Below are 26,999 nucleotides of genomic sequence, written 5' to 3' on the forward strand. Positions count from 1 at the left end.
CGTCGTTTGTTCTCCTCCCTTAGCACCCGATCGACTCCGCTATCGAAATGGCCGTCTCTTCGTCGAGATCCTCGGGCCCGCCGACGTAATAGCCGACTCCCTCGCACGTCCAGGTCAGTCTAACCGTTCCGATCGAATCGAGTCTATCGATGGTTCCCTCTCGGTCGCCGATCTGTATCGACTCGCCGTCGAACGCGAACGCGTCCGGGTCGTCAGTCGCTTCGACCGAAAGCAAGCTGTCGTCGGCTGTCATATAGGAACTCCGCACGTTCGTTCTGTCTTCGTCCTCGTGCTCGGAGACCGTGACCGTCTCGAGCTTGTATGACTCCGGCACGTACTCCGGGGCTTCGATGTCGAAGTCGACGGCTAGATCCGCCTGATCAACGGTTTCGAACTCCGTCTGAGTCGGAAGATTCACCTCCTCCACGGTTGTGTTTTCTGGAGGTTCGTATTCGAATTTTGTATCGTCTATATTAGGCTCGAACGTCAGGTCCTGATACTCCATCGTATAGCCTCCGTCGGCAGTCTCGAGTTCGCACTTGACCGGGAAAAGATACTCGTGGTCGAGCCACAGTTCCGTCCGCTCTGGATCGTCGGTCAGTTCCTCCGGAGTGGATTCTTCACCCGCGGATCCGACCGGAACGGAATAGATCGAGTCGCCCATCGCGATGTCGACCGAACGGTCGAGAGACTCGTTGCTCTCCGGTTCGAGGACGACGTGATACACGTCGTGTCCGTTAGCGGTCGTCTCCTCGAATTCTACGACGTCGAACTCCTCGAGTAACTGCTCGTTTGCCTCGTAGATCGCGCCGAGTCGATCCCCGAATGGGTCCTCCGAATCCATGACCCTGACCGTGTCCGCACCCTCGGTCTCCGTCCAGATCTGCGTTCCGTCGTCGACGCTCGTTACGGAGGTGTTGCCGTACTCGCTTTCACTGCGACTGGTTCCGTCCGAACGCATCCAGATCTTCTCGGTCACTTCGATCGTTTCGTTGGAGAACGTTGCTTCGGTCTCGAGCGTCGCCGATACTGCTTCAGGAGGTTCGGATTCGTTGAGTTCCTCCTGGAGTTCGTCTTCGCTCAGATCGTCGCCGATGATGCCTGCACAGCCAGCGAGGACGATCAGTCCGAGAGCGATGAGGAGAGTCGCTCGAAGCCGGGACCGTGTCATGAGGGCGAATTTGTAAGAGCAACACATTAACTATTCGACTCGTTTCTCGCTACTCTCGAGCGCCGTAACCGCGAGCGAATAGCTTCGAGACGTAACTTAGGACGAGCAGTGCGACGACCAATCCGGCGAGGGCGTACGGTTGGAAGCCGTAAATCATCTCTCGAATCGCGTAGGCAACCACGAGCACGCCCATGAGCAGAGCCGTACCGCCCGCCCATCGAGACGCGTACGCGGGATCGACTGACTCCTCGTACGCCGAGTGCAGGTCCGCACGCCCCTGAACGGCGATCAAGTAGCCGAGATATAAGATAACCACACCGCAGACGAGCCAGACGATACCGCTCACCAGATTGTAGTCGACCATTGGTTGTTCTGTGTTCACGGGAAGAATAAGTCCGACGGTGACATCACGAGCCCCAAACCGACAGAATAGGAAAATTGACTCAACATGAATGAGCCGAGGACGACTGCGACCTTCGATCATCAGCGATCCGTCGTTTCCAGATACAAAAGATATTTTTCTGCGCCAGCAAAACATACTCGTATGAGTACTCAGGGAACGCAAGATCGCATCCTCGAAGTTCTCGAGGAGGATGCGCAGGCGTCCTACGCCGATATCGCCGATCGGGCGGACGTCTCGAAACCAACCGTTCGAAAATATATCAAGCAACTCGAGGAGGAGGGTGTTATTATCGGATACTCTGCGGATATCGATCCGAAGAAGCTCTCGAGCCAAACGATCGCACTCGTCGGAATCGATGTCGCGAGCGAACGGTACGTCGAAGCGACCAACGATCTCAAAGCCCTCTCCGAAATCGAAGCGTTGTACAGCTCGAGCGGCGACCACATGTTGATGGCCGAAGTGCGAGCCGAGGACGGGGACTCGCTCGGGGAGATTATCTCGGACGAGATCCTCGAGATAACGGGCGTTACTGCGGCCCACCCGTCTTTCCTTCAGGAGCGTCTCAAGTAATTTCGACGCTGATTCGGGTAGTCACTCGTCTTCTGTCTCCTCGTTTCTGATGAATAGCGGCTTCGTCCTTTTCCCGACGGATCGCGTACGATCCCCATGGCGACCTATCAGCGAGAAACGCGGGTTCAGGCACCGCTCGAGGAAGTTTGGGCGTTTCATTCATCAGTTTCCGGGCTCGAAGCGCTCACGCCCGAATGGATGGGGCTGCGAGTCGAATCGGTAGTCGGTCCCGACGGGGAGACGGATCCGGACGTGCTCGAAACGGGAGCGGAAATTTCGCTCTCGATCCGCCCCTTCGACGTCGGGCCGAGACAGCGCTGGAGATCCCTAATCGTGACACGAGAGCGATCCGACGGCAGCGCGTTCTTTCGGGACGAGATGGTCGACGGTCCGTTCGAGACGTGGGTTCACACTCACTCGTTTTTCGCGGACGGCGAGGAGACGATACTTCGGGATCGCGTCGAGTACGCGCTTCCGTTCGGCTCCATCGGCGACTTCGCGACACCGTTTTCGTGGCTCGGCTTCGAGCCGATGTTTCGCACTCGTCACGAGCGAACGAAAGCACACCTTGAGTCCGATCGGTAATTTCGCCCCCCTTTTGAATGGATCCGGCGGCTTCGGGAGACGAACCAAACGGGTTTTGATGCCGTACTGGCTAGATATGAACTATGAACCGATCCGATGGCTGTTGGGTCTCGAGACGGGCATTCGTCGCAGTCGCCGGTGTTACTGGAACCGGCTTTCTCGCTGGCTGTTTGGACGGCGAAAGCGACGACGGAGCGGATGCCGACGGAGGATCCGGAAACGGGGACAGCGACGAGGTCATCGAACTCGTCGATCATCCAGGTGACGAGCCGATAGAACCCCCAGAAGGATACGTCTGTCCGGTCTGTAACATGCCACCAGCAGACTGGCCTGACTGGAATGCACAACTAGTCCACGGTGGTAATGAAGCCACTTTCTTTGATTCTCCTGGCTGTCTCTTTGCATATTACGCGGATCCAGAGGATCCAAACCACGGTGGACCTGATTCGGATATCACCGGTGGCTGGGTAACTGATTTCGAAACCCGCGACCTAACCGACGCAACGGAGGCCTCGTACGTTCTCGAGGATAACCATGACCGAAACAATCCACCGATGGACAGCCCAATCCCGTTCGCGGATGAAGACGATGCTATCGCATACGTCGAGGAGTACGACAATCTTTCAGAAGACGATATCGTCAGTCTCGATGCTGCTACCGGTGAAGCGGAAGGAAGGTATCCGTAACTGTTCCGTGCCCGTTTTTCTGTAATAGGGCTTTTTCCGGATTCCAGATTCTGTTTTCCAGACAATTCAATTTCGAATGCGACGTTCGGGTTCTCTCTCCAGTATTTGCCGTCATGTGTCGTTTTCGAAACGGGTTTGTTCCGACGGCGAAACCATCGAGCAGTGACAGTGCGAACGAACGTTCAGGCCACGCCGGTTGCCGCCCTCGCGTTCGCGGTGTTTGCCGCCAGTACGAGTGCGATCTTGGTTCGGTGGAGTACCGCTCCCAGTTCCGTCGCCGCCTTTTATCGCGTGCTTTTTACGACCGCCATCGTCGCGCCGATCGCGTTCGCGTCCCACCGCGAGGAGTTCGGTCGACTCTCGAGTCGTGACCTCGGATTCGCGAGCGTCGCCGGCGTCGCACTGGCGATCCACTTTGCGGCCTGGTTCGAGAGTTTGAATCACACGAGCGTCGCGGCGAGCGTGACGCTCGTTCAAACCCAGCCGATCTTCGTCGCGATCGGTGCCGCGCTCGTCCTCGGCGAGCGAGTCAACCGGCAAACGGTGATCGGCATCGTCGTCGCGCTCGTGGGAGCGACCGCGATGTCGTTCGGAGATGCGGGTCAGGCACCGCTTTCGGATGCGACCGCCTACGGCAACTCGCTCGCGGTACTGGGTGCGATCACCGTTGCGGGCTACGTTCTCGCCGGACGGTCGATTCGCCAGCGCGTCTCGCTTTTTCCGTACGTAACCGTCGTCTACACCGCCTGTGCGCTGACGCTTTTCGTCCTCGTCGGGACGCAGGGCCACGACTACGTCGCCTATCCGGCCCGCGAGTGGCTCCTCTTTCTCGGGATGGCCATCGGGCCCGGTATCTTCGGCCACACGATTATCAACTGGGTGCTGAAACACCTCGAGTCGGTCGTCGTGAGCGTCGCCTGGCTGGGCGAACCGGTGGGGGCGACCATCCTCGCGCTGGCGCTGCTCAGGGAAGTCCCCGATGCGGTCACCGTTGTCGGCGGGGTAGTCGTTCTCGCCGGAATCTACGCCACGACAGTCGAACGGGAAAAGCGACACAGCGACTCGAGCGGATAGTCTCCTGGAGCAGTTTTCAGCTCCCCCGCTCGAGTAAACCCCACCCTACAGCGTTTTGCTCCCCTTACGCTGTCCGAAATCACTTTCCTCGGCCAGGTGAAGTTGTACTCCGATCCTGTGTTCTGTCCGACAGAGGCTGGTATCGGTAATTTCCGGAACGTCCGGATACCGAGACGACGTTCGGATCGTTTCGGGACGACAATCGTTTTACCGCCGCTGAAGCCGTTCGTTGTCTCAGAGAGGCGCCGGATACAGCGTAGATACCCGATCAATAACTTACTGGGATTTTCTCGAAGGATCGGACACTCCGATGAACCGACGCACGTACCTCACGACGGCAGCTGGAATCAGCGCAGTCGCCTTCGCCGGCTGCGCCGAACTGGATAGTCCCGACGACTCTGAGGACGACGACGACGGTGACGAGCCCTCGGGCGATGACACGTCCGACGATGGAGACGAGGGCGACGACGAGACCGAGGACGTCGAAGAGTTCGACGATTTCGAGGATCTCGACGATTGGGAGACGATCGAAGGATCGCTCTCCGCGGACGAAGACCGATACTACACCGGATCGCAGTCCGCACACCTCGAAGCCGAAGCGGACGGACGAGTTACGATCGCACGCGAACTTTCCGACTCCGAAGACTTCTCAGGGATGAGCCCCGGACTCGCGGTCGAATCCGGCTCCCTTTCGGATCTCCTGATACAGTTGTTCGACGACGACGGCGACCTGTGTGCGTTTCGAAGCGAAGTCGGCGATATTTCGTTCACACGAACCAACTTCGGCGTCTCGGAAGTCGACGACGACGCGGAGCTGGCGGAGATCACCGAGATACAGATCACGATGTTGGGCGGCGAAGACGACGGCCGGGAAATTTGGATCGACGACCTTCACTTCGCCCCTCGTCCCGACGACGGGATGGTGATGATCCAACTCGACGGCGGCTACGAGAACCACTACACGGAAGCGCTCGAGATTCTCGAGGAGCACGACTATCCGGCGACCGCTTTCATCCCGCCCGGACGCATTCGCGAGGACGAGGAAGCCGAAGGCGACCGACTCACCGAGGACCAACTCGAGGAACTGGCCGACGCGGACTGGACGATCTCAAGCAACACGCACAACGCGCAGAATCCGACCGGACTGGACGACGACGAACAGGAAGAGGCGTTCGAAGACGCCGTCGAGTGGCTCGAGGATAACGGCTACGAGGACGGTGCGAAGTACGTCTCCTATCCGACCGGCAGGTACAACGAGCGGACGCTCGAGCTTTGCGAGGAACACCACGAACTCGGCTTCGCCGGTCGGTACGGGGTCGGCGGCTACGCGACGAATCCGGCGCTCTGTCCGCGAGTGTCGGATCCGTCGGCCGGAGACGTCGAGCAGTTACTCGAGTGGACCGCTGAACTGGGTGGCATTACGTCCCTGGCGTACTTCGAACTCGACGAGTCGCTCGAGGATTTCGAGGAGGCGATGGAGACGATTTCGGAGTACGAAGACGACGGCGAGATCACTGTTATTCAACCGGACGAAGTCGAAGCGGAGTACGTGATCGACGACTAGGGCCTTCTCGTATCTCGAGCGTAACGACATCTTCGCTCGAGTTGGTGTGACCTCGTCGATCCTCGGCGACGATCAGCAAGACGTTGGCGTCGATCCGTATCCGTCTCTTGTCCGACGACGGTGAAATGTGCGCTCTGCGTTCAAATCAGCGTTTGACCTACTTCGCCTGCGGCGGTTCAACTCCGCGACGCGCCGGTTGACACCCCTCGTGAAGCGGCGAGAGGAGACGGAGCGTATACACGCCAAGTATCGTCAGTCCGGCGGCGAGAGCGAAGAATACTGCTGGTCTCGCGAGACTGAAGGCCTCGAGCGTCGAGAGACCGAACCCGCCGCCGAACATCGTGAGGAGCATCCACGCGCTCATATCGTCGGGGACGGCCTCGAGAACGCGCGTGCGGTACCGCCGGGTGTACAGTACTCCACCGATGATCCCCAATGGAACCACGGGCCAGAGCCACCCCGGATGAAGCGTTCCCGTCTCCGTGGCGAGGAACCAGGCGAGAACTGGAAGGCCGACGGCGAGCGCGACGAACTCGCCCCTGCGGCCTCTGGGAACCGTCCAGTCGCCGTCTTCGTCGCGGAACCACTCGAGGAGCGGGAGGCCCATTACCGGTTGGTTCCATGCCGTCGGTGATGAAGGTTTTCGTCACGTAGGGTCGGTACACGAGCGAATCTCTCCACCATAGAATCGCCGACATGCATGTATCGCTCGAGCGCTCGTCGAATGGTTGCAGATCCGTTACTCGTCGTCACCGAAGTTCTATTACCTGTGTCGAGAGATACCGCTCGAGACTCGTAACTGTCTCTGCTGCGTCTCAGTTTCGTTCCTGTCAGAAGTTTAATTACCCACATGAGTTCTTAGGCAAAAAACTGTTCAAAAATAGCCAATATCCAGATCAGCGCGTGTGCTCCAACGACCGGAACAAGCGTTCGTCGTTTAAGATAGACGACGATGAAGATCGCAGTCACTGCTGACGTCTGTATCACATTTCCAATCGGCCATGTCGCAACGTGCGCAAGCGTGAAGACAATCCACGTGATGCCACCAGCAACGAGTGGACTTCTCGTATAGTAAAGTAACCGTTCGATTGCGTATCCCCTGTAAAGAATTTCTTCAACGACCCCGACTGTAATCGCCCACACAAGTGCTACTGCAAGGCCGGTTTCCGTATCCACAGCGGTCGTCCCTCCGGTGGCTGGGAGACCGATCGCCTCGAGAAGCGAACCAGCGAACATAAAAATCAATAGCGCTACGATGGTGACTCCGAGGAGGTATCCGAGATCAATCCACGCTGGCCGGCGAAATCCAATAGAAGAGAGGGGCTCCGACTCAACACTGAGAACGAGTCCGATTACCACGAGTGCGATCAACCAATAAAAGATAACTGCAGTCCCCAGTTGAAGTCCCGAAGCTAGTATCGAGAGAGCTGGGAGAGAAAACAACGAAATTACGAGTGTGATTGCAGTCGATACTGGCATGTTTTCGAGTGTTCGCAGTCGTCGTATACTTATCATTGGTATATCAATAACTCCAATACTGTTCAATCACGCAGAAAAACACAAATTCTGCTGGTAATTGGTTCAAGTACGAAGCCTCTTCCAACTCTTCGTCGACTCACACCGCTCTCATTCCTGACAGAAAATCGACTGCTCTATTTCGAGTCTCGACTATTGCGACTCGGTCGGCGCTTCCCCGTGAACGGGACGCTCCGCGTACGCGATCGGATCTCGAACGTCGTTGTTTCGAAACGCCTGCAGCCGGAACGCACACGAGTCACAGGTTCCGCAGGCGGGCTCGTCCTCCCGGTAGCACGACCACGTGTGTTCGTAGGGAACCTCGAGCTCGAGTCCTCGCTCGGCGATATCGGTCTTCGACCACTCGACGAACGGGGCTTCGATCGAAATCTCCGTCTCGGGTTTCGTTCCGACCTCGACGACGCGTTCGAAGGCGTCGAAGAACGCGGGTCGACAGTCCGGGTAGCCCGAAAAGTCTTCGCTGTGAGCGCCGATAAAGACGGCTTCACAGTCGTTCGCTTCGGCGTACGAAACGGCCATCGAGAGCAAGTTCGCGTTGCGAAACGGGACGTAGGTGTCCGGTATTTCTTCGCTGTCCATATCCGCGTCTTCGACGGCCATCTCCTCGTCCGTCAGACTCGAGGCCCCGATCTCGGCGAGGTGGCCCGTTTCGATCCGGAGGAAGTCCTCGACCGCGAGTTCGCTCGCGAGCCGCCGGGCGCACTCGAGTTCACGAGTCTCAGTCCGCTGGCCGTAGGAGGTGTGCAACGCGTAGATGTCGTAGCCGCGTTCGAGAGCCTCGTAGGCCGCCGTCGCGCTGTCCATGCCGCCCGAGAGGAGGACGACGGCGCGACTGCGGCGGCGGTCGCGGTCGGAAGTCGATTCGTCGGTCGCGTCGGTCTTCGTGTTGGAACACATAGTGGTAATAATAGTAATGTGCAGTTTTACGTCTCCGGGGCGTCGTTCCACAGGTCGACGTGGAGCCGCGGCGTGTATCGAAAGCCGTGATCCATCGCGAGTTCGGCGACCCGAGTCCGCGTCTCCGCGAGGCGCTCTCGAGTCGCGCCTTCGGGCATCAACAGAACGTCGTCGTCGGTGATCGGAACCGAAGATTCCGACCGAAGATCCTCGAGGAGCGACAGAATTTCGGGCATATCGTCCTCGCCCGTGACGACGAACTTCAACTGGAAGTCGGAGGACTCCAGCAGTCGGCTCATCGCCTCGAGATCGATTCGGTCGCGTTCGTGTCGCGACTCGAACTCGCCCTCGCCCTGGTTCACGACTCCCGCCTGTCGCCGTTTACCGTTCGGAGGTTCCTCCGGATTTTCGCTTCTCGGATCGCGTGCGGGCGTCGGGGTACTATTCTCGAGTTTCGGGCTGATCGACGCGAGATCGATCGGGGCGTCGCGAAAGATCGTTCCGTTGGTTTCGACCGTCGTGTGATACCCCAGTTCGTCGAACCGTTCGAGAAGCGTCACGGATTCGTCGTGAAGCATCGGCTCGCCGCCCGTGAGGACGACGTGGGTCGCCTCCTCGAAGGATTCGACTTCGGCGATAATCTCGTCCAGATCCATCCAGGCGTGAGTCGGTTCCCACGAGGTGTGATAGGAGTCACAGAACCAACACCGGAGGTTACAGCCGCTGGTGCGGACGAACACCGTTGGGACACCCGCGAGGGTTCCCTCACCCTGAAGCGAGTAGAAGAGTTCGTTGATAGGGAGCGCGTCTCCCTCCGACTTCCCGACAGCGTCCGACTCCCGCCCGGAATCGCTTTCTGCGCTCGAGGCGGGGTCAGCCTTCGAGCCCGGACCGGTACTCGAGACCGGCATTTTAGAGCTGCCCTCCGCCGCAGAGTTCGCTCGTTTCGCTCACCTGAACGGCGATTTCGTTGACCGTCTCGGGCAAGGCATCCTCGAGTCGGTTCTCGAGTTCGACGCTCATCACCTCCGCAGTTGGCGGATGCTCGAGGACGACGAGCGCGTCACCGTCGCCGGCCGACTCGAACGCCTCGACGAGCGGATCACCGGCCTCGAGCAGGAACATGTGGTCCCACTCTGAGATTACCTGGGTAATATCTCCCTTGTCGACGACCCAGCCTTCCTTGGTGAGCTGGCCTTCGACGGTGATGGCGACTTCGTAATTGTGTCCGTGAGGTCGCGAGCATTTTCCGTCGTGGTGGAGTATTCGATGCCCTGCACTGATCCTGATGGGGCGGTCGTGCCCGATTCGGAGTGTGCGTGTCGTCCCGACGATTCCGGATGTTTGGGAACGGCTCGTATTCACCGAAGCTCCGTCGGACTCGATTCGGCTGTTCATACCAGGAGATTATCTCGAGAATACTTAGTTCCTCTCCAAGCGGATTGCGGCCCAGTTGGACGACGGGTGAACGCCTTACGGGTGACGTTGGAGCGACGAGGTACCTATGGTCGCGTAGTCCGAACGAAGGGGTATGAACGCTGCAGTCGTAACGGTCGGCGACGAGTTACTCGCCGGACGGACGGCCAACACGAACGCGACGTGGCTCGCGGAGCAACTCACCGACCGCGGGGTGACAGTCGAGCGCGTGACGACGATCCCGGACTGTATCGACGACATCGCTCGAGTCGTAAACGAGTACCGCGCCGAGTACGACGCCGTCCTCGTCACCGGCGGGCTCGGACCGACTCACGACGACGTAACCATGGAAGGCGTCGCCGCCGCAGTCGGAAGCCGTCTCGAGCCACACGACGGTGCGCTCCAGTGGCTCGCCGAAGAAGGCGGCTATTCTCGCGAGGACCTGACGGACGGAACGGGATCCCTTCCCGTCGGTGCTCGGGTGCTCAACAACACGAACGGCGTCGCTCCAGGGGTAGTCCTCGAGAATATTTACGTACTCCCCGGCGTTCCAGAAGAAATGAAAGCGATGTTCGACGGGATCGTTGATGAATTCAACGGCGTCCGGACCCATCGCGAGGTCGTCGTCGCGAACGAACCGGAAAGCGCACTACTCGATCGACTCGCCGAACTCAGAGACCGGTTCGACGTCACCGTCGGGAGCTATCCCGGTGAATTCGTGCGAATAGCGATCGAAAGCACCGATCCACAAACCGTTCAGGCTGCGACGGAGTGGTTCAAAGACCGGGTCGAACAACCGGCCTAGCGATACAAAAACGCGAGCCAGACGACGGCTATGAGGAGGCTCACGAGCAGGACGCCCCAGCCGACGATAGTCATCGGGAGTGCCGGTTCCGCCTCGAGGAGCACGTGTGTCAGTGCAGTCATGCTCGATACTCCCGGCCCATCCCTCTTAACGTTTCAGAAAAGCGGTGAGCCGCGGTCGATCGGAGTGGTAGCCGGGCGAAAAGCCACACGGCTTTTGGACCCGACCCCCATATCCCGCCTATGGACTCAATCGGGTTCGTCGTCAATCCGATCGCGGGGATGGGCGGACGAGTCGGCCTGAAGGGGACGGACGGCAAACTCGAGGAGGCCCGCCGACGCGGTGCCAAACCGCGAGCGCCGGATCGTGCACGGGACGCACTCGAGGCGCTTTTTCATCTCGATTCGACGGTGACCATCTACACAGCGACGGGAAGTCTGGGCGAAGATGCGGCCAGAGCCGCTGGATTCGATCCGGACGTCGTCTTCGATCCCGACACTTCCGAAGAATCGGCGCAATCGGAACTCTCGGATACCGGCGAGACGACCGCCGAAGACACGCGGAAAGCGGTTCGGTCGTTTCTCGAGCGTGCTGTCGACCTCATTCTGTTCGTCGGCGGCGACGGGACCGCCGTCGACGTCGCCGAGGTTCTCGAGGAGGACGGCGGCGATACACCAATGCTCGGCGTCCCGGCGGGCGTGAAAATATACTCCTCGGTGTTCGCCGTTACGCCTGCCGACGCCGGTCGCGTCGCCGCCGAGTTCGACCGGGTCGAGCCGCGGGAGGTGAACGATATCGACGAAGAAGCCTACCGGGACGGCACGGTTCGATCGGAGCTAAAAGCGGTGGTCCCCGTTCCCGTTTCGCCCGAAATTCAATCTAGCAAGCAACTTGCGAGCGGTAACACTGAATCCCTCGCTGCCGGATATGCCCAAGATATCGATCCCGAAACGACCTACGTGTTCGGCCCGGGGAGCACCGTCGGTCGGATCGAATCGGAACTCGGCATTGATGCCTCCCCGCTGGGCGTAGACGTCTGGCGAAGTGGGGACCTCCTCGAGCGAGACGCAACGGAGGACGAGATTCTTGCGGTCCTCGAGGATCCGGTGACGATCGTCGTTTCGCCGATCGGTGGGCAAGGGTTTCTCTTCGGTCGCGGCAATCATCAGATTTCACCGGCCGTTATTCGGCGATCCGAAACGCTCGATGTCGTCTCTTCTGAGGCGAAACTCGACGGAATCGGGACGTTTCACGTCGATACGGACGACGACGAACTGGACGACGAACTTCGCGGTTGGATCAAAGCTCGCACCGGACGATACACTACCCGTCTCGTGAAGGTTGTTTAAGGACGAGACACGATGTTCTGAACAACACAATGATATTACGATGCAGTCGAATGTATTGAGTATATAGTCAAGATTAAGGTCGCGTCCGGCATAGGGAGCGGTATGGAAACGCGGAAAGTGCAACGACTTGGTCCGTCGACGCTCGCAATGACGCTCCCGGCCGAATGGGCGTCCGAACACGGCGTCGAGAAAGGCGACGAAGTATCGCTTCGAACGAGCGGCAAGGGAACGCTTACGGTAATGCCCGAGTCCGCCAACTCGGAAGAAACCGAAGCGATCATCCACGCCGACAATCTCGACTCCGAAGCCGTCGAACGAGCGATCGTCGCCCAGTACGTCCTCGGCCGACGAGTCATTCGAATCGAGTGCGAAGACGGGGCGCTCGAATCGGATCACATTAACGCGGTGTACCGTGCGGAAACGCAACTGATGGGCCTCGGCGTTATCGAAGAAACGCCGGAAAACATCTCCATTCGCTGCTCAGTCGATCCGGAGGACTTCACGCTGGATAGCTTGCTCGAGCGCCTCGAGCGAACCGGCCGGACGATGCGCGGCGAAGCGATCAAAGCGCTCGCCCACGGTAACCCGGACCTCGCACAGCGAGCCCTGAATCGAGAGCGCCAGGCGAACAAGATTTTCGTCCTGTTGCTCCGTCTAATCTTTACGGCCTACCAGAATCCGAATCTCGCTCGTGCGGTCGGTCTCAACAGCGGCTTCCCGCTGATCGGTTACCGATCGATCGCGAAGAACCTCGAGTTGACCGCCGACAACGCCGAAGACATCGCGGATATCGTAATGGAGACGAAGGGACACACGCTCGACATCGACAGCAGCGTCATGCGCGAGATCCGAGAACTGACCGAACTGGTCGACGAAATCACGTCCCTCGCAGTCGAATCAGCCGTCGAACGGGACTACGACAAGACGATCAGAGCTCGCAAGCTCTACCAGGACATCGCGGATCGAGAGGAAGAAATCCTCGCAGAGCTACCCGAGATGAACAACGACGATCTCCTCAAAGTTCGCGAAGTGCTGGTCAGTGTCCAACAGACTGCTGGATACGCCATGCGGAACGCAGAGATCGCCGCAAACCTCGCGCTGAACGAGGAGTCCGAACACACGACGATCAGATAAGCGAACGTCACGTTTCTCGGGGAGAAATTCGTCTTCTCCGCTTGCATTGATCCGCCCGCTGGCGAGAATCACCGCGAATGAGTGCAATTAAGAGACTTCACTCGAAACCGGTCCGATATGGCTACCCAAACGGAATCCGCGTCGGACAAAGGCGTCGGCCTCACGATGGCACTCAGCGCGCTCGTCGTCGTCGGTGCAGTTGCGATGATCGTCGGTGCGTACGAGCTCGGTGGTATCCCCGAAATCACGGCGGCTTGGGGCTTTGCCGCAGCCGTCGTATTCGGCATAATCGCAGTCGCCGGAATTCACATCTGGGATTAAACGAAGGGCGTCGCTGGACCAATCCGAAACAATCTTTCTCTCGTCCAACGCCCGAGTATCACGACGCTGACCCGTCACTGCTGGCGATTTTCAGAGTCAGAAGCTGATATCAGCCGTTAAGAGTTAAGGCCACCGACACCCTAAACGAAACACGGACGATGACCGACTACTCCGACGAAGAACAGCGCATTCTCTCCTATCTCCGTGAGAGTGCAGCCCGAGGGGAACAGTATTTCCGGGCGAAGAACATCGCCGCAGCAATCGATCTCTCTTCGAAACAGGTCGGCGCTCGTCTCCCCCATCTCGCAGAAAAATCGGAGGACGTCGATATCGAAAAGTGGGGTCGGGCGCGTTCGACAACCTGGAAAGTCACGCTCAGTTGAGTCAGTCGCCTATTTCACCGGCTTTTTACCCGTGAACCACGGAGAACACTTCACATGACAGTACGGGTCGATCGATCGTTCGAAGTCGACGCGTCCCCCGAACGCGTCTGGGAGTTCATTTCCGACCCGGAGAACCGAGCGCAATCTATCAGCGTCGTCTCCGAATACACGATCGATGACGAAGCTGACAGCAAAGCAACGTGGCACGTCGAATTACCGATCCCGCTGATCCGCCAGACGATCACCGTAAACACCGAAGACGTCACGCGAGAGCCGCCGAACTACGTCAAGTTCGTCGGCCGATCAAAAGTGATGGACGTGACGGGAGATCACAACATCGTCGAAACCGAGGACGGGGCGCGCCTCGAGAACCAATTCGTCGTCGACGGAAAACTCCCCGGCGTCGAGAAGTTCTTTAAGCGAAATCTCGACGACGAACTCGAGAACCTCCGACGCGCGCTCGAGGAAGATATTCGTTCGTCCAACTAATCCGCTATGACTGCCGATCAATCGGCAACAGATTCGATGCAAACCGACGACTCGACACCTGAATCGACGACCGAACTGGCACTCGCACAGATCGCGATCGAACCGGGCGATATCGACGGAAACGTCGAGCGAGCGAGTGCGGCGGTCGCTCGAGCGGCGTCTTCGGGTGCCGACCTCGTTGTGCTCCCGGAACTGTTCAACGTCGGTTACTTCGCCTTCGATCAGTACGAGCGCTACGCCGAACCGATCGACGGGCAGACGTTCGGCCGGATCAGGGACGCCGCCATCGATCACGAGGTCGCCGTCCTCGCCGGGACCATCGTCGAGGACCTCGGTGCAACTGACTCAGTCCCGACGCCAGCCGAGGCTGGACTCGCGAACACCGCCGCGCTGTTCGGGTCGGACGGTACCCTCGAGTTGGTCTATCGAAAACACCACCTCTTCGGCTACGAATCCGCGGAGAGTGAACTTCTCGTCGCAGGCGAACGGGTCGAAACCGCGGAAATCTTCGGATTCACCGTCGGCGTAACGACCTGCTACGATCTCCGATTCCCCGAACTGTATCGCGAACTGGTCGATGCGGGTGCCGAACTTCTCCTGGTCCCAAGCGCGTGGCCGTATCCGCGAGTCGAGCACTGGGAAACGCTCGCGCGGGCTCGAGCGATCGAAAATCAGTGTTACGTCGCGGCGGTCAACGGGTCCGGTTCCTTCGAGGACGCGGAACTAATCGGCAGATCGACCGTGTACGATCCCTGGGGCGTTCGTTTGGCCTCGAGCGGCGACGATCCGGCACTGGTATCCACGGCGGTCGATCCTGACGTCGTCGAAAGCGTCCGAACCGCCTTCCCCGCGCTTGAGGACCGTCGGCTCTAACCGAAGTAGTTCAAAAGCGGTTCGAGACGCGAACCCAAACCGAACGGAAGAACTGTAGAGCGCGATCCCAGACCGACCGGAAGAGCGGTCGAACCCGACTCCAGATGACAGATCGGGGGCGAACGACGGTCGGTTCCGAGACCGGGATCTTTTAGTTGCTCCCGCCCCGAGTACGAAATACCGGTTTACGACGCTTTTCTCGTCTTGACCGGTACTGCTCGTCTCCAACTCCGCCGAACGCCTCGAAGGACGGATCCACCGCTCGCCCACGCCTTTCGCCACCCACTCTTCGTTTCCATGATTCATCGTTCGTAGCGTGTGCGGCGGCGTCAGAAAAGCGGAATGCGGTTCGGGAAACGTGACCTGTCTATGCACCAAGCGTTCGATCCTCACTTTTGCAGATCGGCTACCTTTTCGACTTCGCTTCGGAGACGCGTCGAGTCGAATTGGTGATCGGGGCGCATTCGAATGAAATCGAGGAATTCTCGAGCCGAAAGCAGGAGTTCTGCGTTGTAGACGTTTGCCGCCTCGTCGACGGTGGCTCGGGCTCCGATCCGCGGCTCGAGGACGGCCATTGCGCAGGCGAGATCGTAAGCCGTGCTTTCCGGTAGTCGACCGTCGGAAACGCTCGTCGCGTCGATGACGTAGAGCTCGTCGTTACACAGCAGGATGTTTTCTGCGCGGAGGTCGCCGTGTGAGAGTTCGTTGGCGTGCATCGTAGCGAGCATCTCGAACAGTTCCGGCGCGTGGGGTCGGACGACCGAATCGGGCACGTCGTCGAGCGACCGGAAGTCGGGGAGGTACTCGAGGACGAGGACGCCGAGGCCGTTAACTTCGAACGACTCGATCGGCTTCGGTGCGTTGAGCCCCAGTTCTCGGATTCGTTTCGTCGCTTCGTACTCGTGTTCGACCATCTGGAGCGGCGTATCGAACCGATCGAAGAATCCCTCGGTTCCCGAGGAAAACGCCCCCACGTTTCTACCGGCCGTCAACAATCCGTGAACCAGCGCGTTCTGCTTCGAGACTATCTTGACGAACCACTCGTCGTCGATTACGCAGGGGGTCGATAGCCAGTTGTCCGCCTCGAGGAACTCGACGCGCACGACTTCTCGGTCGTACCGATCCACCAGCGTGTGGATAACACGCTCGATACGGCTCCACTCGACGGACCCACGTGCGAGCTGGCGGATATCCATGTGGTGACAGTGAGGGGTTTTGGGCTTATATGAGTCCCGAACTGTTGCCGATGGAAGATGTTTGGCCAGCGTCGACGGCCGCCCGCTTCCGGAGAGCAGGGAGCTGATTCGTTCTGTGAACGAGAGTGACCGTCATAACAGTATTATTTTCATGGTGGCGATAGAAACCCCGATCAATCATGTACGCTGTCGATGATCTCAGCGATGCGATCGACGCAACCCGCGAGTTCCTCACGCCGCTCAGAATCGGGTTCTTACTCAAACTCGCGCTGATCGTCTTCTTCGTGAGTAGTCTGGGGTTTACGGGCCCTGGAATACCGATGGGCGACATTGGCATGGTCACGGAGGACCCAACCCAAGACGAAGGCTGGGCCGAGTTCGAGGAGGAATTCGAGGCTGAGACAGGCGAGGAGTTCCCGATGGAGGAGCTGATTGCCGGCTTACTCGTAATCGGGCTGATATTCGCGGGGATCTGGCTCCTGTACGCACTCATCAAAGCGATTATGGAATTCGTCTTCATCGAATCCTTGCGTTCCGATGAGGTGCATCTCCGACAATACTTCAAAGCGAACCTCGGTCGAGGGCTTCGACTCTTCGGGTTCCAGCTCGGCGTGATACTGTTTTCGATAGCGATTGTGGCTGGGCCGCTCTACTACGTCGCAACGACCGGCGGCGGACTCGACCAGGCTTCGGGAAGCACCCTCGGCGCGTTCGTCGCCTACGGGTTCGTCGTCACGCTCATCTATAGCGCCGTTCTCCGCTTTACCTCCGAGTTCGTCGCTCCGATCATGCTCCTCGAGGAGCGGGGCGTGTTGAGCGCCTGGAGTCGCTTCTGGTCGACGTTCAAAGCGAACTGGACGGAGTACGTCGTCTATCTGGTGCTCGCATGGATCATCCTGCTGGTCATCACGATCACCGCGTGGTTCGTGATCGGCATCGCATCGTTCATACTCGCGATTCCGTTCGTGATTCTGCTGTTCATTTTGGTCGCCGTTCTCGCGGAGTTGGGCGCAATCGGCGGAATCCTTCTGCTCCTCTTCGTGATCCTCGGATTGCTCATGTTTGTGCTGGTGCTGTCGTTGGTCTGGACGCCGATTACGGCGTACTTCCAGTACTACGCACTCTTGTTGCTCGGCGATACCGACGGAGAACTCGATCTGATCCCGGACCAGCGCGCGTTGATTCGCGGGGACGTCGCAGGCGCGGCCGCCGGCGGCTCGGCAACCGGTCACGCGACGGACTCGCAGTGGGATGATACGGACGACATTTCAGACGACGCTGACGAAGACGAATTCGACGACGACGATGACGACGACCCGTGGTCGGCGTCGGACAGTCCCGACGCGGTCGACGGCGAAGACGAGTTCGAATGGTACGATTCGGGCGACTCGGACGGCGAATCCGGTCTTGACGGTGACGCCGAACGTGACGACGCCGACTCTGGCACTGACGGTGACGGTGTCGGTGGTGGATTCGGCGAGGGCGAGACGGACGCGGAAGACCCTGAAGAGTGGGACGCTGACGACTCGGACGACGCGGACGACGACGCTGAAGAATCGGACGACGCTGACGAGACAGACAACGACGACTCGGACGACCTCGACGACCGAGGCTGGTAGAGAGCTGGTCGTTCGCCGTTCTCTCAGGTCCACCGCCGCCGACTTCTTCCGGTTCCGAGCGACGAACATCACTCGAGTCGTCGGTGCGTTTATTGCTCGAGGTGGCAAGTATTGCGTATGGAAGCCGATCTGTCCGACGAGCATCGGATGATTCGAAAAACCGTCAGGGACGTCTGTACGGACGAAATCGAGCCGATTGCTCAGGAGATCGAGGACGAACACCGGTTCCCCGAGGAGATTTTCGACACGCTCGCGGATCTCGATATCATGGGCGTTCCCATCGACGAGGAGTACGGCGGACTCGGCGGCGATACGCTGATGTACGCCCTCGTCGCCGAAGAGATCGGTCGGGTTTCCGGTTCGGTAGGACTGTCCTACGTCGCGCACACGTCGCTCGCGTCGAAACCCCTCGAGTTGTTCGGTACCGAGGACCAGAAAGAACGGTGGCTTCGGCCGCTCGCCGAGGGCGAGTATCTCGGCGGCTGGGCGTTGACCGAACCCGAGAGCGGCTCGGACGCCTCCGATATGAACACGACGGCCAGAAAGGACGGCTCGGAGTGGGTGCTCGACGGGACCAAGCAGTTCATCACCAACGCGTCAGTCGCGGGTTCGATCCTCGTCAAGGCCGTAACCGATTCGGACGCCGGCTACGACGGCATCTCGACGTTCATCGTCGATCCGAGCGAAGACGACGGCTTCGAAGTAACGACGACCTGGGAGAAGATGGGGCTCAACGCCTCGCCGACCTGCGAAATTGCGCTGGACGACGTGCGTCTCCCCGCGGATCGACTGCTCGGGGAGGAAGGTGAGGGGTGGGAACAGACCAAAAAGACCCTCGACGGCGGTCGTATCTCCATCGCCGCGCTCTCGACAGGCTTGGCCCAGGGGGCCTACGAGCACGCGAAACGTTACAGTACAGAACGCGAACAGTTCGGGCAGCCGATTTCGAAGTTCGACGCCGTTCGCGACAAGGTCGTCGATATGTATCGTAAGACCGAGCGCGCGCGGTTGCTGACCCACAAAGCCGCCAGGAAGTACGATCGCGGCGAACCCGTCACGAAAGCCTCCGCGCTCGCGAAACTCGACGCGAGCGAAGCCGCTCGAAAAGTCGCCGAAGATTCGGTGCAGGTTCTGGGCGGTTACGGTTACACCACTGACTTCGCCCCACAGCGGTTCTATCGCGACGCGAAACTCATGGAAATCGGTGAAGGGACCAGCGAAATCCAGCACCTCGTTATCGGCAGAGAACTCGGCCTTTAAGCCGTTCCAGTCGATATCACGCTGTATCGATGGTGCTCATCCTCGTCGCCGGGTTGTTCTTGGTCGGACTCGGAATCGCGGGTATCCGGTACGCTCCTGCAATTCTCGAGGCACAGCGAGAACGCGGCGCGGCTCCCGCGAGGAGCGAAACGATCGATGACGACGACCGACTCCGGGCTACCAGGGGAGTCGGAGTCGTGTTCGCTGTCCTCGGGACGTCGCTCGTCGCTTATTCGCTTTTCTGAGTGGGGTTCCCAAAACTGAACGCTCGAGACTCCGAAGACGGCTTATTTTCGCCGATCGAACAACGAGAGCGCGATCGAAAGCGGCGACGAGGGGAGCGACTCGTCTTCCCTTCGGCGATACGAACGAGTCAGGTGTACCACCACCAGATAGCTGAGCGCCGAAAGCGCCACTGCGATGAGGAAGTTCCCGACGAGCAGGAACTGGATGACGGCGAATATCGTATCGATCGTCTCGTGGTCGACGAAGACGAGCTGTTCCGACCCGAGGAGAGCGCTTCCAAGTTGGAAGCTCGCGACGTACACCGCCGGTTTCACGAGCGGGTTCATACAGACGACCGCCGCGAACATCGCCGTCTTGCTCGCCCACGACCGCCAGTACGCGACTGCGATTAACAACCCGACACCGAGACCGCCCGTCGGCATCGATGTGACGAACAATCCGATCGCAAAACTCAGTGCCACTTCGTGTGGCGTATGATCCTCGGCAAACGCCGATGTGAGCTCGCGGCGAACCCGGTCGCGGTACACCGCCAGCCGATTTCGGATCATTCGGGCGTTGTAGGGTGATTCGCACCTGACGAGAAAAAGCTATCGAGTATCGAGAAAGAGCGGTCAGACAACGAACGTGAACGTCGAACGAGATGGATGAGCCGTCGAGTGAAGAAATCGGTTAGGGGAACGTCCCTGCCTCTTCGAACGCGTCGGCAACGCGCTGGACTGCGACCACGTACGCCGCCGTCCGGAAGGAATCGAGATCGTTCGCTTCGTAGGTGTCGACGAGGTCCGCAAACGCGTCGACGATGATCGCCTCGAGTTCCTCGTTGACCCGTTCTTCCGTCCAGTGGAACCGCTGTCGGTTCTGCACCCACTCGAAGTACGAGACGGTAACCCCGCCCGCGTTCGCGAGGATGTCCGGGATAATCAACACGTCTTCCTCGGCGAGTATCTCGTCGGCTTCGGGCGTGAGCGGCCCGTTTGCGGCTTCCGAGATGACGTCGGCTTGAACCGATTCGGCGAGGTCGCCGTCGATCGCGTTCTCGAGCGCCGCGGGGATCAGGAGGTCGACGTCGAGCGTGAGGACATCTTCGTTCGTAATTTCCTCGTCCGCGCCGTCGTAGCCGCTGATGCTCCCCGTTTCGTGTTTGTGTTCTTTCGTGGCGACCGGATCGATACCGTCGGAATTGTAGACGCCGCCGCTCGAGTCGCTCGCGGCGACCACGGTTGCACCCATCTCGTGGATCAGTTTCGCGGCGATCCAGCCGGCGTTACCGTAGCCCTGCACGGCGACCGTCGCCCCCTCGAGGTCTTTGTCGAGATAGTCGAACGCTTCGCGCGCGGCGAGAACGGTCGATCGACCGGTCGCTTCGACGCGCCCCTCGCTTCCCCCGGAATCGGGCGCTTTCCCGGTGATGACGCCCGGTTCGGTGGTATTCTCGAGGGTTTCATAGGTGTCTTTGATCCAGTTCATCTCCCGCTGACCCGTGTTCACGTCGGGTGCGGGAATGTCGCGATCAACGCCGATCAGCGGACGGAGTTCCTTGGCGAACGCCCGCGTGAGTCGTTCGATTTCGTCGGCGGAGTACTCGTCGGGGTCGATGACGATTCCGCCTTTTCCGCCTCCATAGGGAATCCCCACGGTTGCACATTTGTACACCATCCAGCCGGAAAGTGCCTTTACCTCGTCACGAGAAACTCCCGGGTGGTATCGAATGCCGCCTTTGTAGGGACCGCGGTCACCGTTGAACTGGGACCGAAACGCTTTGAATCGTTCGAGCGATCCGTCATCGAGTTCGACGGAGAGGTTCGTCTCGAGAACACGTTCCGGGTGTTTGAGGCGCTCAAGGACGTCGTTATCGACATCGACGTGAGAGCTAGCCTCGTCGATCTGAGATTGCAAACTTTCGAATGGGTTCGTTTGCTCCGACATGCGTAGCTATTTTTCCGAGTACGGGATAAGCGTAGCGAATATCTATCATGGGGATGAGTTACGAGATCCTCCCTTAATGCCTACATCATTGTATATTTGATAAATGGTCAGTTTTCGAAGTCTCTAGCGCCGGCTCGCTCGAGGATTCGATTCGCCCGTGCGATCAGCGGCGCGTCGATCATTTCGCCGTCGACCTCGAACACACCGCGACCGGCATCGTCGGCCTCGCGTTCGGCCGCAAGAACGTCACGTGCCCACTCGACATCCGCCTGATCAGGGACGAACGACTCGTTTATTGGGTCAATCTGGGCGGGGTGGATTGCGAGCTTTCCGTCGTAGCCCAACTGGATCGCGAATTCAGTCTCCACTCGCAAGCCGGACTCGTCTCCGAAGTCGATAAAGACGGTGTCGATGGCATCGACATCGTTCGCCGCTGCGGCGAGGACGACCCGCTCTCGAGCGTACAGGACCTCGGTTCCCTCGGCCGTTCGCGTTGCGCCGATGTCAGCCGAGAGGTCTTCGGCACCGAAGACGAGCGCCGTCGTTTGGGGTACGCTTGCGATCTCCGCCGCGGCGAGAACGCCCGCAGCGCTCTCGATAAGCGCAAATATTGGGAGTGCCGTCGCGCGCTCCTCGAGTCGATCCACGACGGACCGAACGTCCGTCGCCGAACTCGTCTTGGGAAGCATGAGACTGTCAAGCGTCAGCGACTCGTTGTCGGCACCGAACCCGGCATCGAACAGCGCCTCGAGATCGGCGTCGATCACCTCTGACTCGGCGTTGACCCTGACACAGACCTCACAGTCCGGCTCGAACTGGGAATCGGTGAGAACGTCTCCGACGTTCTGTCGGGCCTGTTGTTTCCGATCCGGTGAAACCGCATCCTCGAGGTCGAACACGATTACATCCGCACCGGAATCCGGCGCCGTTCGGAGCATCTCGGGTCGATCTCCCGGCGTGAAGAGTACGCTTCGACGAACCATACGAACTGTGTGTGAGTGGACGGATTGAAAGTATGGGTCGGAAGCCAACGGTGGACGATACTCCTCGTCGCACTACCGGCGAATTCCGCCCGGCGAACTATGGCACTACTCGGCGTGTCCTCTTGCATGTCTATCGAAAGCACGAACCCCACCACCGGCGAGACGCTTGAGACGTACGAGGGAGAATCGACCGCGGAGCGAGACGAAGCCCTCGAGCGGGCCGAGGAGGTGTTCGCGGAGTGGCGCGACGTTCCGATCGAAGAGCGACAACGGATGCTCGCGAGCGCCGGCGAGCAGTTGCGCGACAACGAGACGAAATACGCGGAACTGATGACGAACGAAATGGGCAAACCGATCGCCCAGAGCCGAGCCGAGGTCGAGAAATGTGCCTGGCTCTGTGACTACTACGCCGAACACGCCGCCGAGCACCTGCAGGACGAGCGAGTCGCGAGCGACGCGGACGCTCGAACGCTGATCAGCTACGAGCCCCTCGGGACGGTGCTCGCGATCATGCCCTGGAACTTCCCGTTCTGGCAGGCGTTTCGCTTCGCCGTTCCGAACCTCGCCGCCGGGAACGTCGGCGTCCTCAAACACGCCTCGAACGTCCCCGGCTGCGCTCGAGCCATCGAAGAGGTCTTTCGAGAAGCCGGCTGTCCCGAGGGTGCGTTCAGTTCGCTGCTGATCGGCTCCGACGAAATCGACGATGTCATCGAAGACGACCGAATCGACGCGGTCACGATCACCGGCTCGAGCGGAGCGGGCCGGTCGGTCGCCGAAACCGCCGGGAGTCAACTGAAAAAGAGCGTCCTCGAACTCGGCGGCAGCGATCCGTTCGTCGTCCTCGACGATGCGGACCTCGAGCTCGCGGTCGAGAAAGGGACCCAGTCTCGACTCATCAACTCCGGCCAGTCCTGTATCGCGGCGAAACGGTTCGTCGTCGTCGACGATGTCTACGACGAATTTCTCGAGCAGTTCGTCGAGCAGATGGACGGACGAGTCGTCGGCGATCCGATGGACGAGGAGACCGATATCGGTCCGCAGGCGCGCGAGGACCTCATGGAGACCCTCGACGAACAGGTTCAGGAGACCGTCGATCAGGGCGCGGAGCTACACATCGGCGGCGAACCGATGGACCGAGAGGGTGCGTTCTATCCGCCGACCGTGCTTTCGGACGTTCCCGAGGGCTCGCCCGCCGATCACGAAGAACTGTTCGGACCCGTCGCGACCGTGTTTCGGGTTCCCGACGAGGAGGCGGCCATCGAGAAAGCCAACGACACGCGCTTCGGGCTCGGCGCGAGCGTCTGGACCGAAGACGAGACTCGAGGCGAACGCGTCGCGAGACGGTTCGAGTCGGGACTGGCGTTCGTAAACGAACTCGTCAAATCGGATCCCAGATTACCGTTCGGCGGCGTGAAGGAGTCCGGCTACGGGCGCGAACTCGCTCGAGACGGAATCCGGGAGTTCGTCAACACGAAGACGATCTGGGTCCAGCACGGGAGTGAAGAAGACGGCGGATTAGTCGAATAATAGGCAATCATCTCGAGACTAACCGCCGGGCTCAGTTCGGCACGAAGCGCTGTTTCCCTTCACTCCGGAGAGGCGTCTCTCACTCCGAAGAAGGTACGCGATACCGTTTCGTTCCGAACCGTTGTCCACTGATCACGATCGACAGCGACGTAGAAACCAGCCCTCTGAATTGTTCATGTGACGGTGTCGCGCCGCATCCGTCCGCTTGAGTGACATCGATCAAGCTAAACTCACGATAGAGCTCTCCGGTCGCTCTGTCGAGTTCGTAATAAACGCCGCGTTGGTCGAGAACGGCGACCCGGCTGTCCGACCGGATCAGTCCTGCCGCCCTCGCAGTTCCGTCGTGACGCCAGCTTTCGGAGCGGTCGCCATCGTACGCGGTTAGCGTTCCGTCCGGTCCGCTCACGATCAGCGCGTCGTCAATCACTTCCACCACCTGATAAAATCCGTCGTCGACGTTTTCCTTGCCGTCCGCGACGCGCCCGCCGTCGAGTCTCTCTTCGATTGTCCCCGACTCGAGTTCCAGTCCGACGACGACGCCATCGTCACGAGGAATCCAGAGGTCGTCCGCGAACGAGACCGGCCTGTCGTACCAGCCGAGACCCTCCTCTAATGTGGTCTCCCACAGTTGGTCGCCCGTCTCCGGGCCGATACCGACCACTCTTCCGTCGCGGGTCGCCGCAACGACCGTTTCTTCGATCAGCGCCAGCCCCCGCGAAAGTTCGTCCGCCAGTTCGATTGTCCACCGGAGCGAACCGCCGTCCGCCGAAACGCCGACGACGAGATGGTCGGCCTCGAGATCGTTGTGGTCGGGTTGGTTCACCGCCGCAATGACGATATCGTCGTGAACGAGCACTTCCGTTCCCATATTACCGTCCTCGTCGTTACCGGCGTCGAACTCCCACTGCAGATTGCCGGTCGAGCGCTCGAGCGCAAACAGGGTATTCCCTCCGGTCGAAGCGAACACATGTTTTTCGGCTGGCCGCGGAGCACCGATTCCGCCGGAGAGTTCCCGTCTGGCCACCCACTTCAGCCCGCCCATCGAATCGATCGCAATCAGGCGAAACATATCCGTCTCGGAACTCGACCGAGAAATACCGGCACCACCGCCGATGAATACCGCCTCGTCATCCGCCACCGGCCGTGACCAACTTAGTTCAGCTGAGCCAGTATACTCCTGAGCGGGCTCGAGATACTCGGGACAGTCGGGACCGTCGTCGCGGAGGAACCAGTAGCCGCCAGCCGCCAACCCCGCGGAACCGGCACCGACTGCGCCGAGCAACTGTCGTCTATCGAGGGAGACCATACGGCAAAACGCTTCGACTCTCGTGAAAGTCTTTTGAAATTATACCGATAGATGACACCGATGGTCCGTGTATTTCAGTAGGGCTAAAAGCAGACGGTATCCGTCTACACCACGGTGGGAGAGGCGTTCTGACAGCACGAACTGTGGGGTCCCTCCGACGGTCCGGCCATGACTGACGACTCGGCGTTCGTCGTCGATACAGAGAAGGGGTTAGGCCTCTCGAAAGAAGGCGACCAGCCGTCGTTCCAGAGTTTTCCCCCTTCGACAGCGCCACATTGCCACTCTCGCGGCCCTCGAGAACGACTTGCAGTTGTCTCAACCGAGGCCACCGTGTCGAGCTTTTGCAACTGGAGGAGGTTTTACCACGTGAATTTTTCACGCCGACCCGCAACTCCTGTGGTATGAGCGGGCTGTACTACGAGGAGTTCGAGATCGGCGAGACCATCGAGCACGAGCGCCGGCGGACGATCTCCGAGAGCGACAATCAGCGCTTCTGTGATATGACGATGAACCAGCAGCCGCTACACCTCGATTCCGAATTCGCCGAGGACACTCAGTTCGGCCAGCGGGTGGTCAACGGGCTGTATACGATGTCGCTCGCCGTCGGAATCTCCATCCCGGAAACGACCGACGGAACGATCGTGGCGAACCTCTCCTACGACGACGTGGAGCATCCCGAACCCGTCTTTCACGGCGATACGATCCACGTCCAATCGACGGTAACCGAGAAGCGAGAAACGTCCGACGGCGACCGCGGCGTCGTCACGATGCACGTCGAAGTCTTCAATCAGAACGACGATCTGGTCTGCTCGTTCGAGCGAACGGTCCTTTCGAAAAAGCGCGAACAGGCTCCCTGAACGATCGGAGCGGATTGTCCTAGCCGTTCCGATCTAGCAAATCGCGAGACGAAACGTACACGACGACGGGCCGAATGGACACCATAGCAGCAGCGAGATTGAACGCACACGATGACACCTCCCAAATCAGACGAATCCGATGGAATCGTAATCAACTCGGAGCCCGCTGATTCACCCGGCTCGACGACGGATCTCGAGTGGCTGTCGCTCGAGGACGGCGAGTCAGTCCGCTGGATCGGCGGACCGGATTGGCGCACGATCACGCCGGTTGTGACAATCCTGTTACTACCGCTGAGTACGCTGGCGTTGTTCCCGTTCTCGGTATCCGCCGGGCTCGTCGCGATGGCGGTCCTGTCGATCGTGACGCTCCCGGTCGTTCTCTGGGCGGTTCTGCGCGTCAGTCGAACCGATTATGTCGTCACCTCGAGTGCGCTCTACAAGAAACGCGGCGTCTTCTCGAGGGACGTCAAACGGGTCGATTTCGAAAAGGTGCAAAACAGCTCCTACACCCAGACGGCGGTCGGGAACGTCATGGGGTACGGCCACGTCGGGATCAGTACCGCGGGCGGAGCTGGCGTCGAGATGCGCTTTGGCTCCGTTCGAGCCCCGAAACAGGTGCAGGCGATGATCAGTCGCTACCGCTCGGACGAGCAGGGAGCGGACGAACGGCCCGACGAGGAGGTTCTCGAGGAGATCCTCGCGGAACTCCGCGCGATTCGATCCGCCGTCGAAGACGCCGACGCCTCCAATGAAAAATCCCCGTCGCGCAACATCGCCGTCAGTCACGACGAGACGGAACTCGATAAGTGAACGGTAACGCGGA

Annotated in this window: 31 protein-coding genes; 18 read left to right on the forward strand and 13 right to left on the reverse strand. The window is 59.6% G+C overall.

What is annotated here, in order from left to right; translation table 11 throughout:
* Positions 1 to 19 precede the first annotated feature (19 nt).
* Both ACZ5C7_RS13960 and ACZ5C7_RS13965 read right to left on the reverse strand, forming a co-directional pair.
* Positions 20 to 1,171 carry an outer membrane lipoprotein-sorting protein gene (locus ACZ5C7_RS13960; RefSeq protein ID WP_464376902.1) on the reverse strand — a complete coding sequence of 384 codons (1,152 nt, stop codon included), beginning with the start codon at positions 1,169 to 1,171 and terminating at the stop codon, positions 20 to 22.
* A gap of 49 nt (positions 1,172 to 1,220) precedes the next feature.
* Positions 1,221 to 1,535 carry a hypothetical protein gene (locus tag ACZ5C7_RS13965; protein ID WP_464376903.1) on the reverse strand — a complete coding sequence of 105 codons (315 nt, stop codon included), beginning with the start codon at positions 1,533 to 1,535 and terminating at the stop codon, positions 1,221 to 1,223.
* Positions 1,536 to 1,715: 180 nt separating this feature from the next.
* On the opposite strand from ACZ5C7_RS13965, the gene lrpA1 reads away from it, so the two are divergent.
* The 5 genes from lrpA1 to ACZ5C7_RS13990 all read left to right on the forward strand — a co-directional run bounded on the left by lrpA1 (position 1,716) and on the right by ACZ5C7_RS13990 (position 6,053).
* Positions 1,716 to 2,144 (forward strand): HTH-type transcriptional regulator LrpA1, encoded by a 429-nt coding sequence (gene lrpA1, locus ACZ5C7_RS13970; RefSeq protein ID WP_464376904.1) that lies wholly within the window; start codon positions 1,716 to 1,718, stop codon positions 2,142 to 2,144.
* A gap of 96 nt (positions 2,145 to 2,240) precedes the next feature.
* Entirely contained in the window at positions 2,241 to 2,729 is a 489-nt protein-coding gene (locus ACZ5C7_RS13975; RefSeq protein WP_464376905.1) for an SRPBCC family protein, read from the forward strand.
* Between the two features lie 83 nt (positions 2,730 to 2,812).
* A complete protein-coding gene (locus ACZ5C7_RS13980) occupies positions 2,813 to 3,415 on the forward strand; it encodes a nitrous oxide reductase accessory protein NosL (protein ID WP_464376906.1) in 603 nt (200 codons plus the stop codon).
* A 168-nt stretch (positions 3,416 to 3,583) separates the two neighbouring features.
* Positions 3,584 to 4,489, forward strand: coding sequence for a DMT family transporter (locus ACZ5C7_RS13985; RefSeq protein WP_464378453.1), 906 nt, complete (start codon positions 3,584 to 3,586; stop codon positions 4,487 to 4,489).
* A gap of 310 nt (positions 4,490 to 4,799) precedes the next feature.
* On the forward strand, positions 4,800 to 6,053 hold the full coding sequence (locus ACZ5C7_RS13990) for a polysaccharide deacetylase family protein (protein WP_464376907.1): 1,254 nt from the start codon (positions 4,800 to 4,802) through the stop codon (positions 6,051 to 6,053).
* A gap of 157 nt (positions 6,054 to 6,210) precedes the next feature.
* Here the strand turns inward: ACZ5C7_RS13990 and ACZ5C7_RS13995 are convergent, their stop codons facing one another.
* From ACZ5C7_RS13995 to ACZ5C7_RS14015, 5 genes are all read right to left on the reverse strand, one after another.
* A complete protein-coding gene (locus ACZ5C7_RS13995) occupies positions 6,211 to 6,660 on the reverse strand; it encodes a hypothetical protein (protein WP_464376908.1) in 450 nt (149 codons plus the stop codon).
* Between the two features lie 251 nt (positions 6,661 to 6,911).
* The gene (locus ACZ5C7_RS14000) at positions 6,912 to 7,532 is read right to left on the reverse strand and encodes a CPBP family intramembrane glutamic endopeptidase (protein WP_464376909.1); all 621 of its coding nucleotides are present in this window, start codon (positions 7,530 to 7,532) and stop codon (positions 6,912 to 6,914) included.
* A gap of 189 nt (positions 7,533 to 7,721) precedes the next feature.
* Positions 7,722 to 8,486, reverse strand: a complete 765-nt coding sequence (queC, locus tag ACZ5C7_RS14005) for a 7-cyano-7-deazaguanine synthase QueC (protein ID WP_464376910.1) — start codon at positions 8,484 to 8,486, stop codon at positions 7,722 to 7,724.
* 26 nt (positions 8,487 to 8,512) lie between these two features.
* Complete coding sequence (locus ACZ5C7_RS14010; protein WP_464376911.1) at positions 8,513 to 9,397, reverse strand: 7-carboxy-7-deazaguanine synthase QueE; 885 nt, start codon at positions 9,395 to 9,397, stop codon at positions 8,513 to 8,515.
* A 1-nt stretch (position 9,398) separates the two neighbouring features.
* Positions 9,399 to 9,884 (reverse strand): 6-pyruvoyl trahydropterin synthase family protein, encoded by a 486-nt coding sequence (locus ACZ5C7_RS14015; protein WP_464376912.1) that lies wholly within the window; start codon positions 9,882 to 9,884, stop codon positions 9,399 to 9,401.
* Between the two features lie 133 nt (positions 9,885 to 10,017).
* On the opposite strand from ACZ5C7_RS14015, the gene ACZ5C7_RS14020 reads away from it, so the two are divergent.
* Entirely contained in the window at positions 10,018 to 10,707 is a 690-nt protein-coding gene (locus ACZ5C7_RS14020; RefSeq protein ID WP_464376913.1) for a competence/damage-inducible protein A, read from the forward strand.
* On the opposite strand, the gene ACZ5C7_RS14025 is transcribed toward ACZ5C7_RS14020, so the two are convergent.
* Positions 10,704 to 10,829 carry a hypothetical protein gene (locus ACZ5C7_RS14025; protein ID WP_464376914.1) on the reverse strand — a complete coding sequence of 42 codons (126 nt, stop codon included), beginning with the start codon at positions 10,827 to 10,829 and terminating at the stop codon, positions 10,704 to 10,706. The two genes, ACZ5C7_RS14020 and ACZ5C7_RS14025, sit on opposite strands and share 4 nt — an antisense overlap.
* 120 nt (positions 10,830 to 10,949) lie before the next feature.
* Between ACZ5C7_RS14025 and ACZ5C7_RS14030 the strand changes: the two genes are divergently transcribed.
* The 6 genes from ACZ5C7_RS14030 to ACZ5C7_RS14055 all read left to right on the forward strand — a co-directional run bounded on the left by ACZ5C7_RS14030 (position 10,950) and on the right by ACZ5C7_RS14055 (position 15,256).
* Positions 10,950 to 12,056, forward strand: a complete 1,107-nt coding sequence (locus ACZ5C7_RS14030) for an ATP-NAD kinase family protein (protein WP_464376915.1) — start codon at positions 10,950 to 10,952, stop codon at positions 12,054 to 12,056.
* A gap of 102 nt (positions 12,057 to 12,158) precedes the next feature.
* Entirely contained in the window at positions 12,159 to 13,190 is a 1,032-nt protein-coding gene (locus ACZ5C7_RS14035; protein ID WP_464376916.1) for a PhoU domain-containing protein, read from the forward strand.
* 117 nt (positions 13,191 to 13,307) lie between these two features.
* Positions 13,308 to 13,511 carry a DUF7525 family protein gene (locus ACZ5C7_RS14040; RefSeq protein ID WP_464376917.1) on the forward strand — a complete coding sequence of 68 codons (204 nt, stop codon included), beginning with the start codon at positions 13,308 to 13,310 and terminating at the stop codon, positions 13,509 to 13,511.
* A 158-nt stretch (positions 13,512 to 13,669) separates the two neighbouring features.
* Positions 13,670 to 13,894 carry a DUF7123 family protein gene (locus tag ACZ5C7_RS14045; protein WP_459885012.1) on the forward strand — a complete coding sequence of 75 codons (225 nt, stop codon included), beginning with the start codon at positions 13,670 to 13,672 and terminating at the stop codon, positions 13,892 to 13,894.
* A 54-nt stretch (positions 13,895 to 13,948) separates the two neighbouring features.
* On the forward strand, positions 13,949 to 14,383 hold the full coding sequence (locus tag ACZ5C7_RS14050) for an SRPBCC family protein (protein WP_464376918.1): 435 nt from the start codon (positions 13,949 to 13,951) through the stop codon (positions 14,381 to 14,383).
* Positions 14,384 to 14,419: 36 nt separating this feature from the next.
* Positions 14,420 to 15,256: a carbon-nitrogen family hydrolase gene (locus ACZ5C7_RS14055; protein WP_464378454.1), complete on the forward strand. Its 837-nt coding sequence runs from the start codon at positions 14,420 to 14,422 to the stop codon at positions 15,254 to 15,256.
* Positions 15,257 to 15,645: 389 nt separating this feature from the next.
* Here ACZ5C7_RS14055 and ACZ5C7_RS14060 read toward each other — a convergent pair whose 3' ends face one another.
* Entirely contained in the window at positions 15,646 to 16,452 is an 807-nt protein-coding gene (locus tag ACZ5C7_RS14060; RefSeq protein WP_464376919.1) for an RIO1 family regulatory kinase/ATPase domain-containing protein, read from the reverse strand.
* Positions 16,453 to 16,631: 179 nt separating this feature from the next.
* Between ACZ5C7_RS14060 and ACZ5C7_RS14065 the strand changes: the two genes are divergently transcribed.
* The 3 genes from ACZ5C7_RS14065 to ACZ5C7_RS14075 all read left to right on the forward strand — a co-directional run bounded on the left by ACZ5C7_RS14065 (position 16,632) and on the right by ACZ5C7_RS14075 (position 19,576).
* Complete coding sequence (locus ACZ5C7_RS14065) at positions 16,632 to 18,071, forward strand: DUF7544 domain-containing protein (protein WP_464376920.1); 1,440 nt, start codon at positions 16,632 to 16,634, stop codon at positions 18,069 to 18,071.
* 117 nt (positions 18,072 to 18,188) lie between these two features.
* Positions 18,189 to 19,331, forward strand: coding sequence for an acyl-CoA dehydrogenase family protein (locus ACZ5C7_RS14070; RefSeq protein ID WP_464376921.1), 1,143 nt, complete (start codon positions 18,189 to 18,191; stop codon positions 19,329 to 19,331).
* A gap of 29 nt (positions 19,332 to 19,360) precedes the next feature.
* Complete coding sequence (locus ACZ5C7_RS14075; RefSeq protein ID WP_464376922.1) at positions 19,361 to 19,576, forward strand: hypothetical protein; 216 nt, start codon at positions 19,361 to 19,363, stop codon at positions 19,574 to 19,576.
* Positions 19,577 to 19,618: 42 nt separating this feature from the next.
* Here ACZ5C7_RS14075 and ACZ5C7_RS14080 read toward each other — a convergent pair whose 3' ends face one another.
* The 3 genes from ACZ5C7_RS14080 to ACZ5C7_RS14090 all read right to left on the reverse strand — a co-directional run bounded on the left by ACZ5C7_RS14080 (position 19,619) and on the right by ACZ5C7_RS14090 (position 22,486).
* Positions 19,619 to 20,125 carry a DUF2062 domain-containing protein gene (locus ACZ5C7_RS14080; protein ID WP_464376923.1) on the reverse strand — a complete coding sequence of 169 codons (507 nt, stop codon included), beginning with the start codon at positions 20,123 to 20,125 and terminating at the stop codon, positions 19,619 to 19,621.
* 121 nt (positions 20,126 to 20,246) lie between these two features.
* Complete coding sequence (locus tag ACZ5C7_RS14085; protein WP_464376924.1) at positions 20,247 to 21,503, reverse strand: Glu/Leu/Phe/Val family dehydrogenase; 1,257 nt, start codon at positions 21,501 to 21,503, stop codon at positions 20,247 to 20,249.
* Positions 21,504 to 21,610: 107 nt separating this feature from the next.
* Positions 21,611 to 22,486: an HpcH/HpaI aldolase/citrate lyase family protein gene (locus ACZ5C7_RS14090; RefSeq protein ID WP_464376925.1), complete on the reverse strand. Its 876-nt coding sequence runs from the start codon at positions 22,484 to 22,486 to the stop codon at positions 21,611 to 21,613.
* Between the two features lie 126 nt (positions 22,487 to 22,612).
* On the opposite strand from ACZ5C7_RS14090, the gene ACZ5C7_RS14095 reads away from it, so the two are divergent.
* A complete protein-coding gene (locus ACZ5C7_RS14095) occupies positions 22,613 to 24,013 on the forward strand; it encodes an NAD-dependent succinate-semialdehyde dehydrogenase (protein ID WP_464376926.1) in 1,401 nt (466 codons plus the stop codon).
* 79 nt (positions 24,014 to 24,092) lie between these two features.
* Here the strand turns inward: ACZ5C7_RS14095 and ACZ5C7_RS14100 are convergent, their stop codons facing one another.
* Positions 24,093 to 25,319: an outer membrane protein assembly factor BamB family protein gene (locus tag ACZ5C7_RS14100; RefSeq protein ID WP_464376927.1), complete on the reverse strand. Its 1,227-nt coding sequence runs from the start codon at positions 25,317 to 25,319 to the stop codon at positions 24,093 to 24,095.
* 401 nt (positions 25,320 to 25,720) lie between these two features.
* Between ACZ5C7_RS14100 and ACZ5C7_RS14105 the strand changes: the two genes are divergently transcribed.
* Positions 25,721 to 26,176, forward strand: coding sequence for a MaoC family dehydratase (locus tag ACZ5C7_RS14105; RefSeq protein WP_464376928.1), 456 nt, complete (start codon positions 25,721 to 25,723; stop codon positions 26,174 to 26,176).
* 111 nt (positions 26,177 to 26,287) lie between these two features.
* On the forward strand, positions 26,288 to 26,986 hold the full coding sequence (locus ACZ5C7_RS14110) for a PH domain-containing protein (protein WP_464376929.1): 699 nt from the start codon (positions 26,288 to 26,290) through the stop codon (positions 26,984 to 26,986).
* The last annotated feature ends 13 nt before the right edge of the window (positions 26,987 to 26,999 follow it).

Source organism: Halostagnicola alkaliphila, assembly GCF_055379965.1.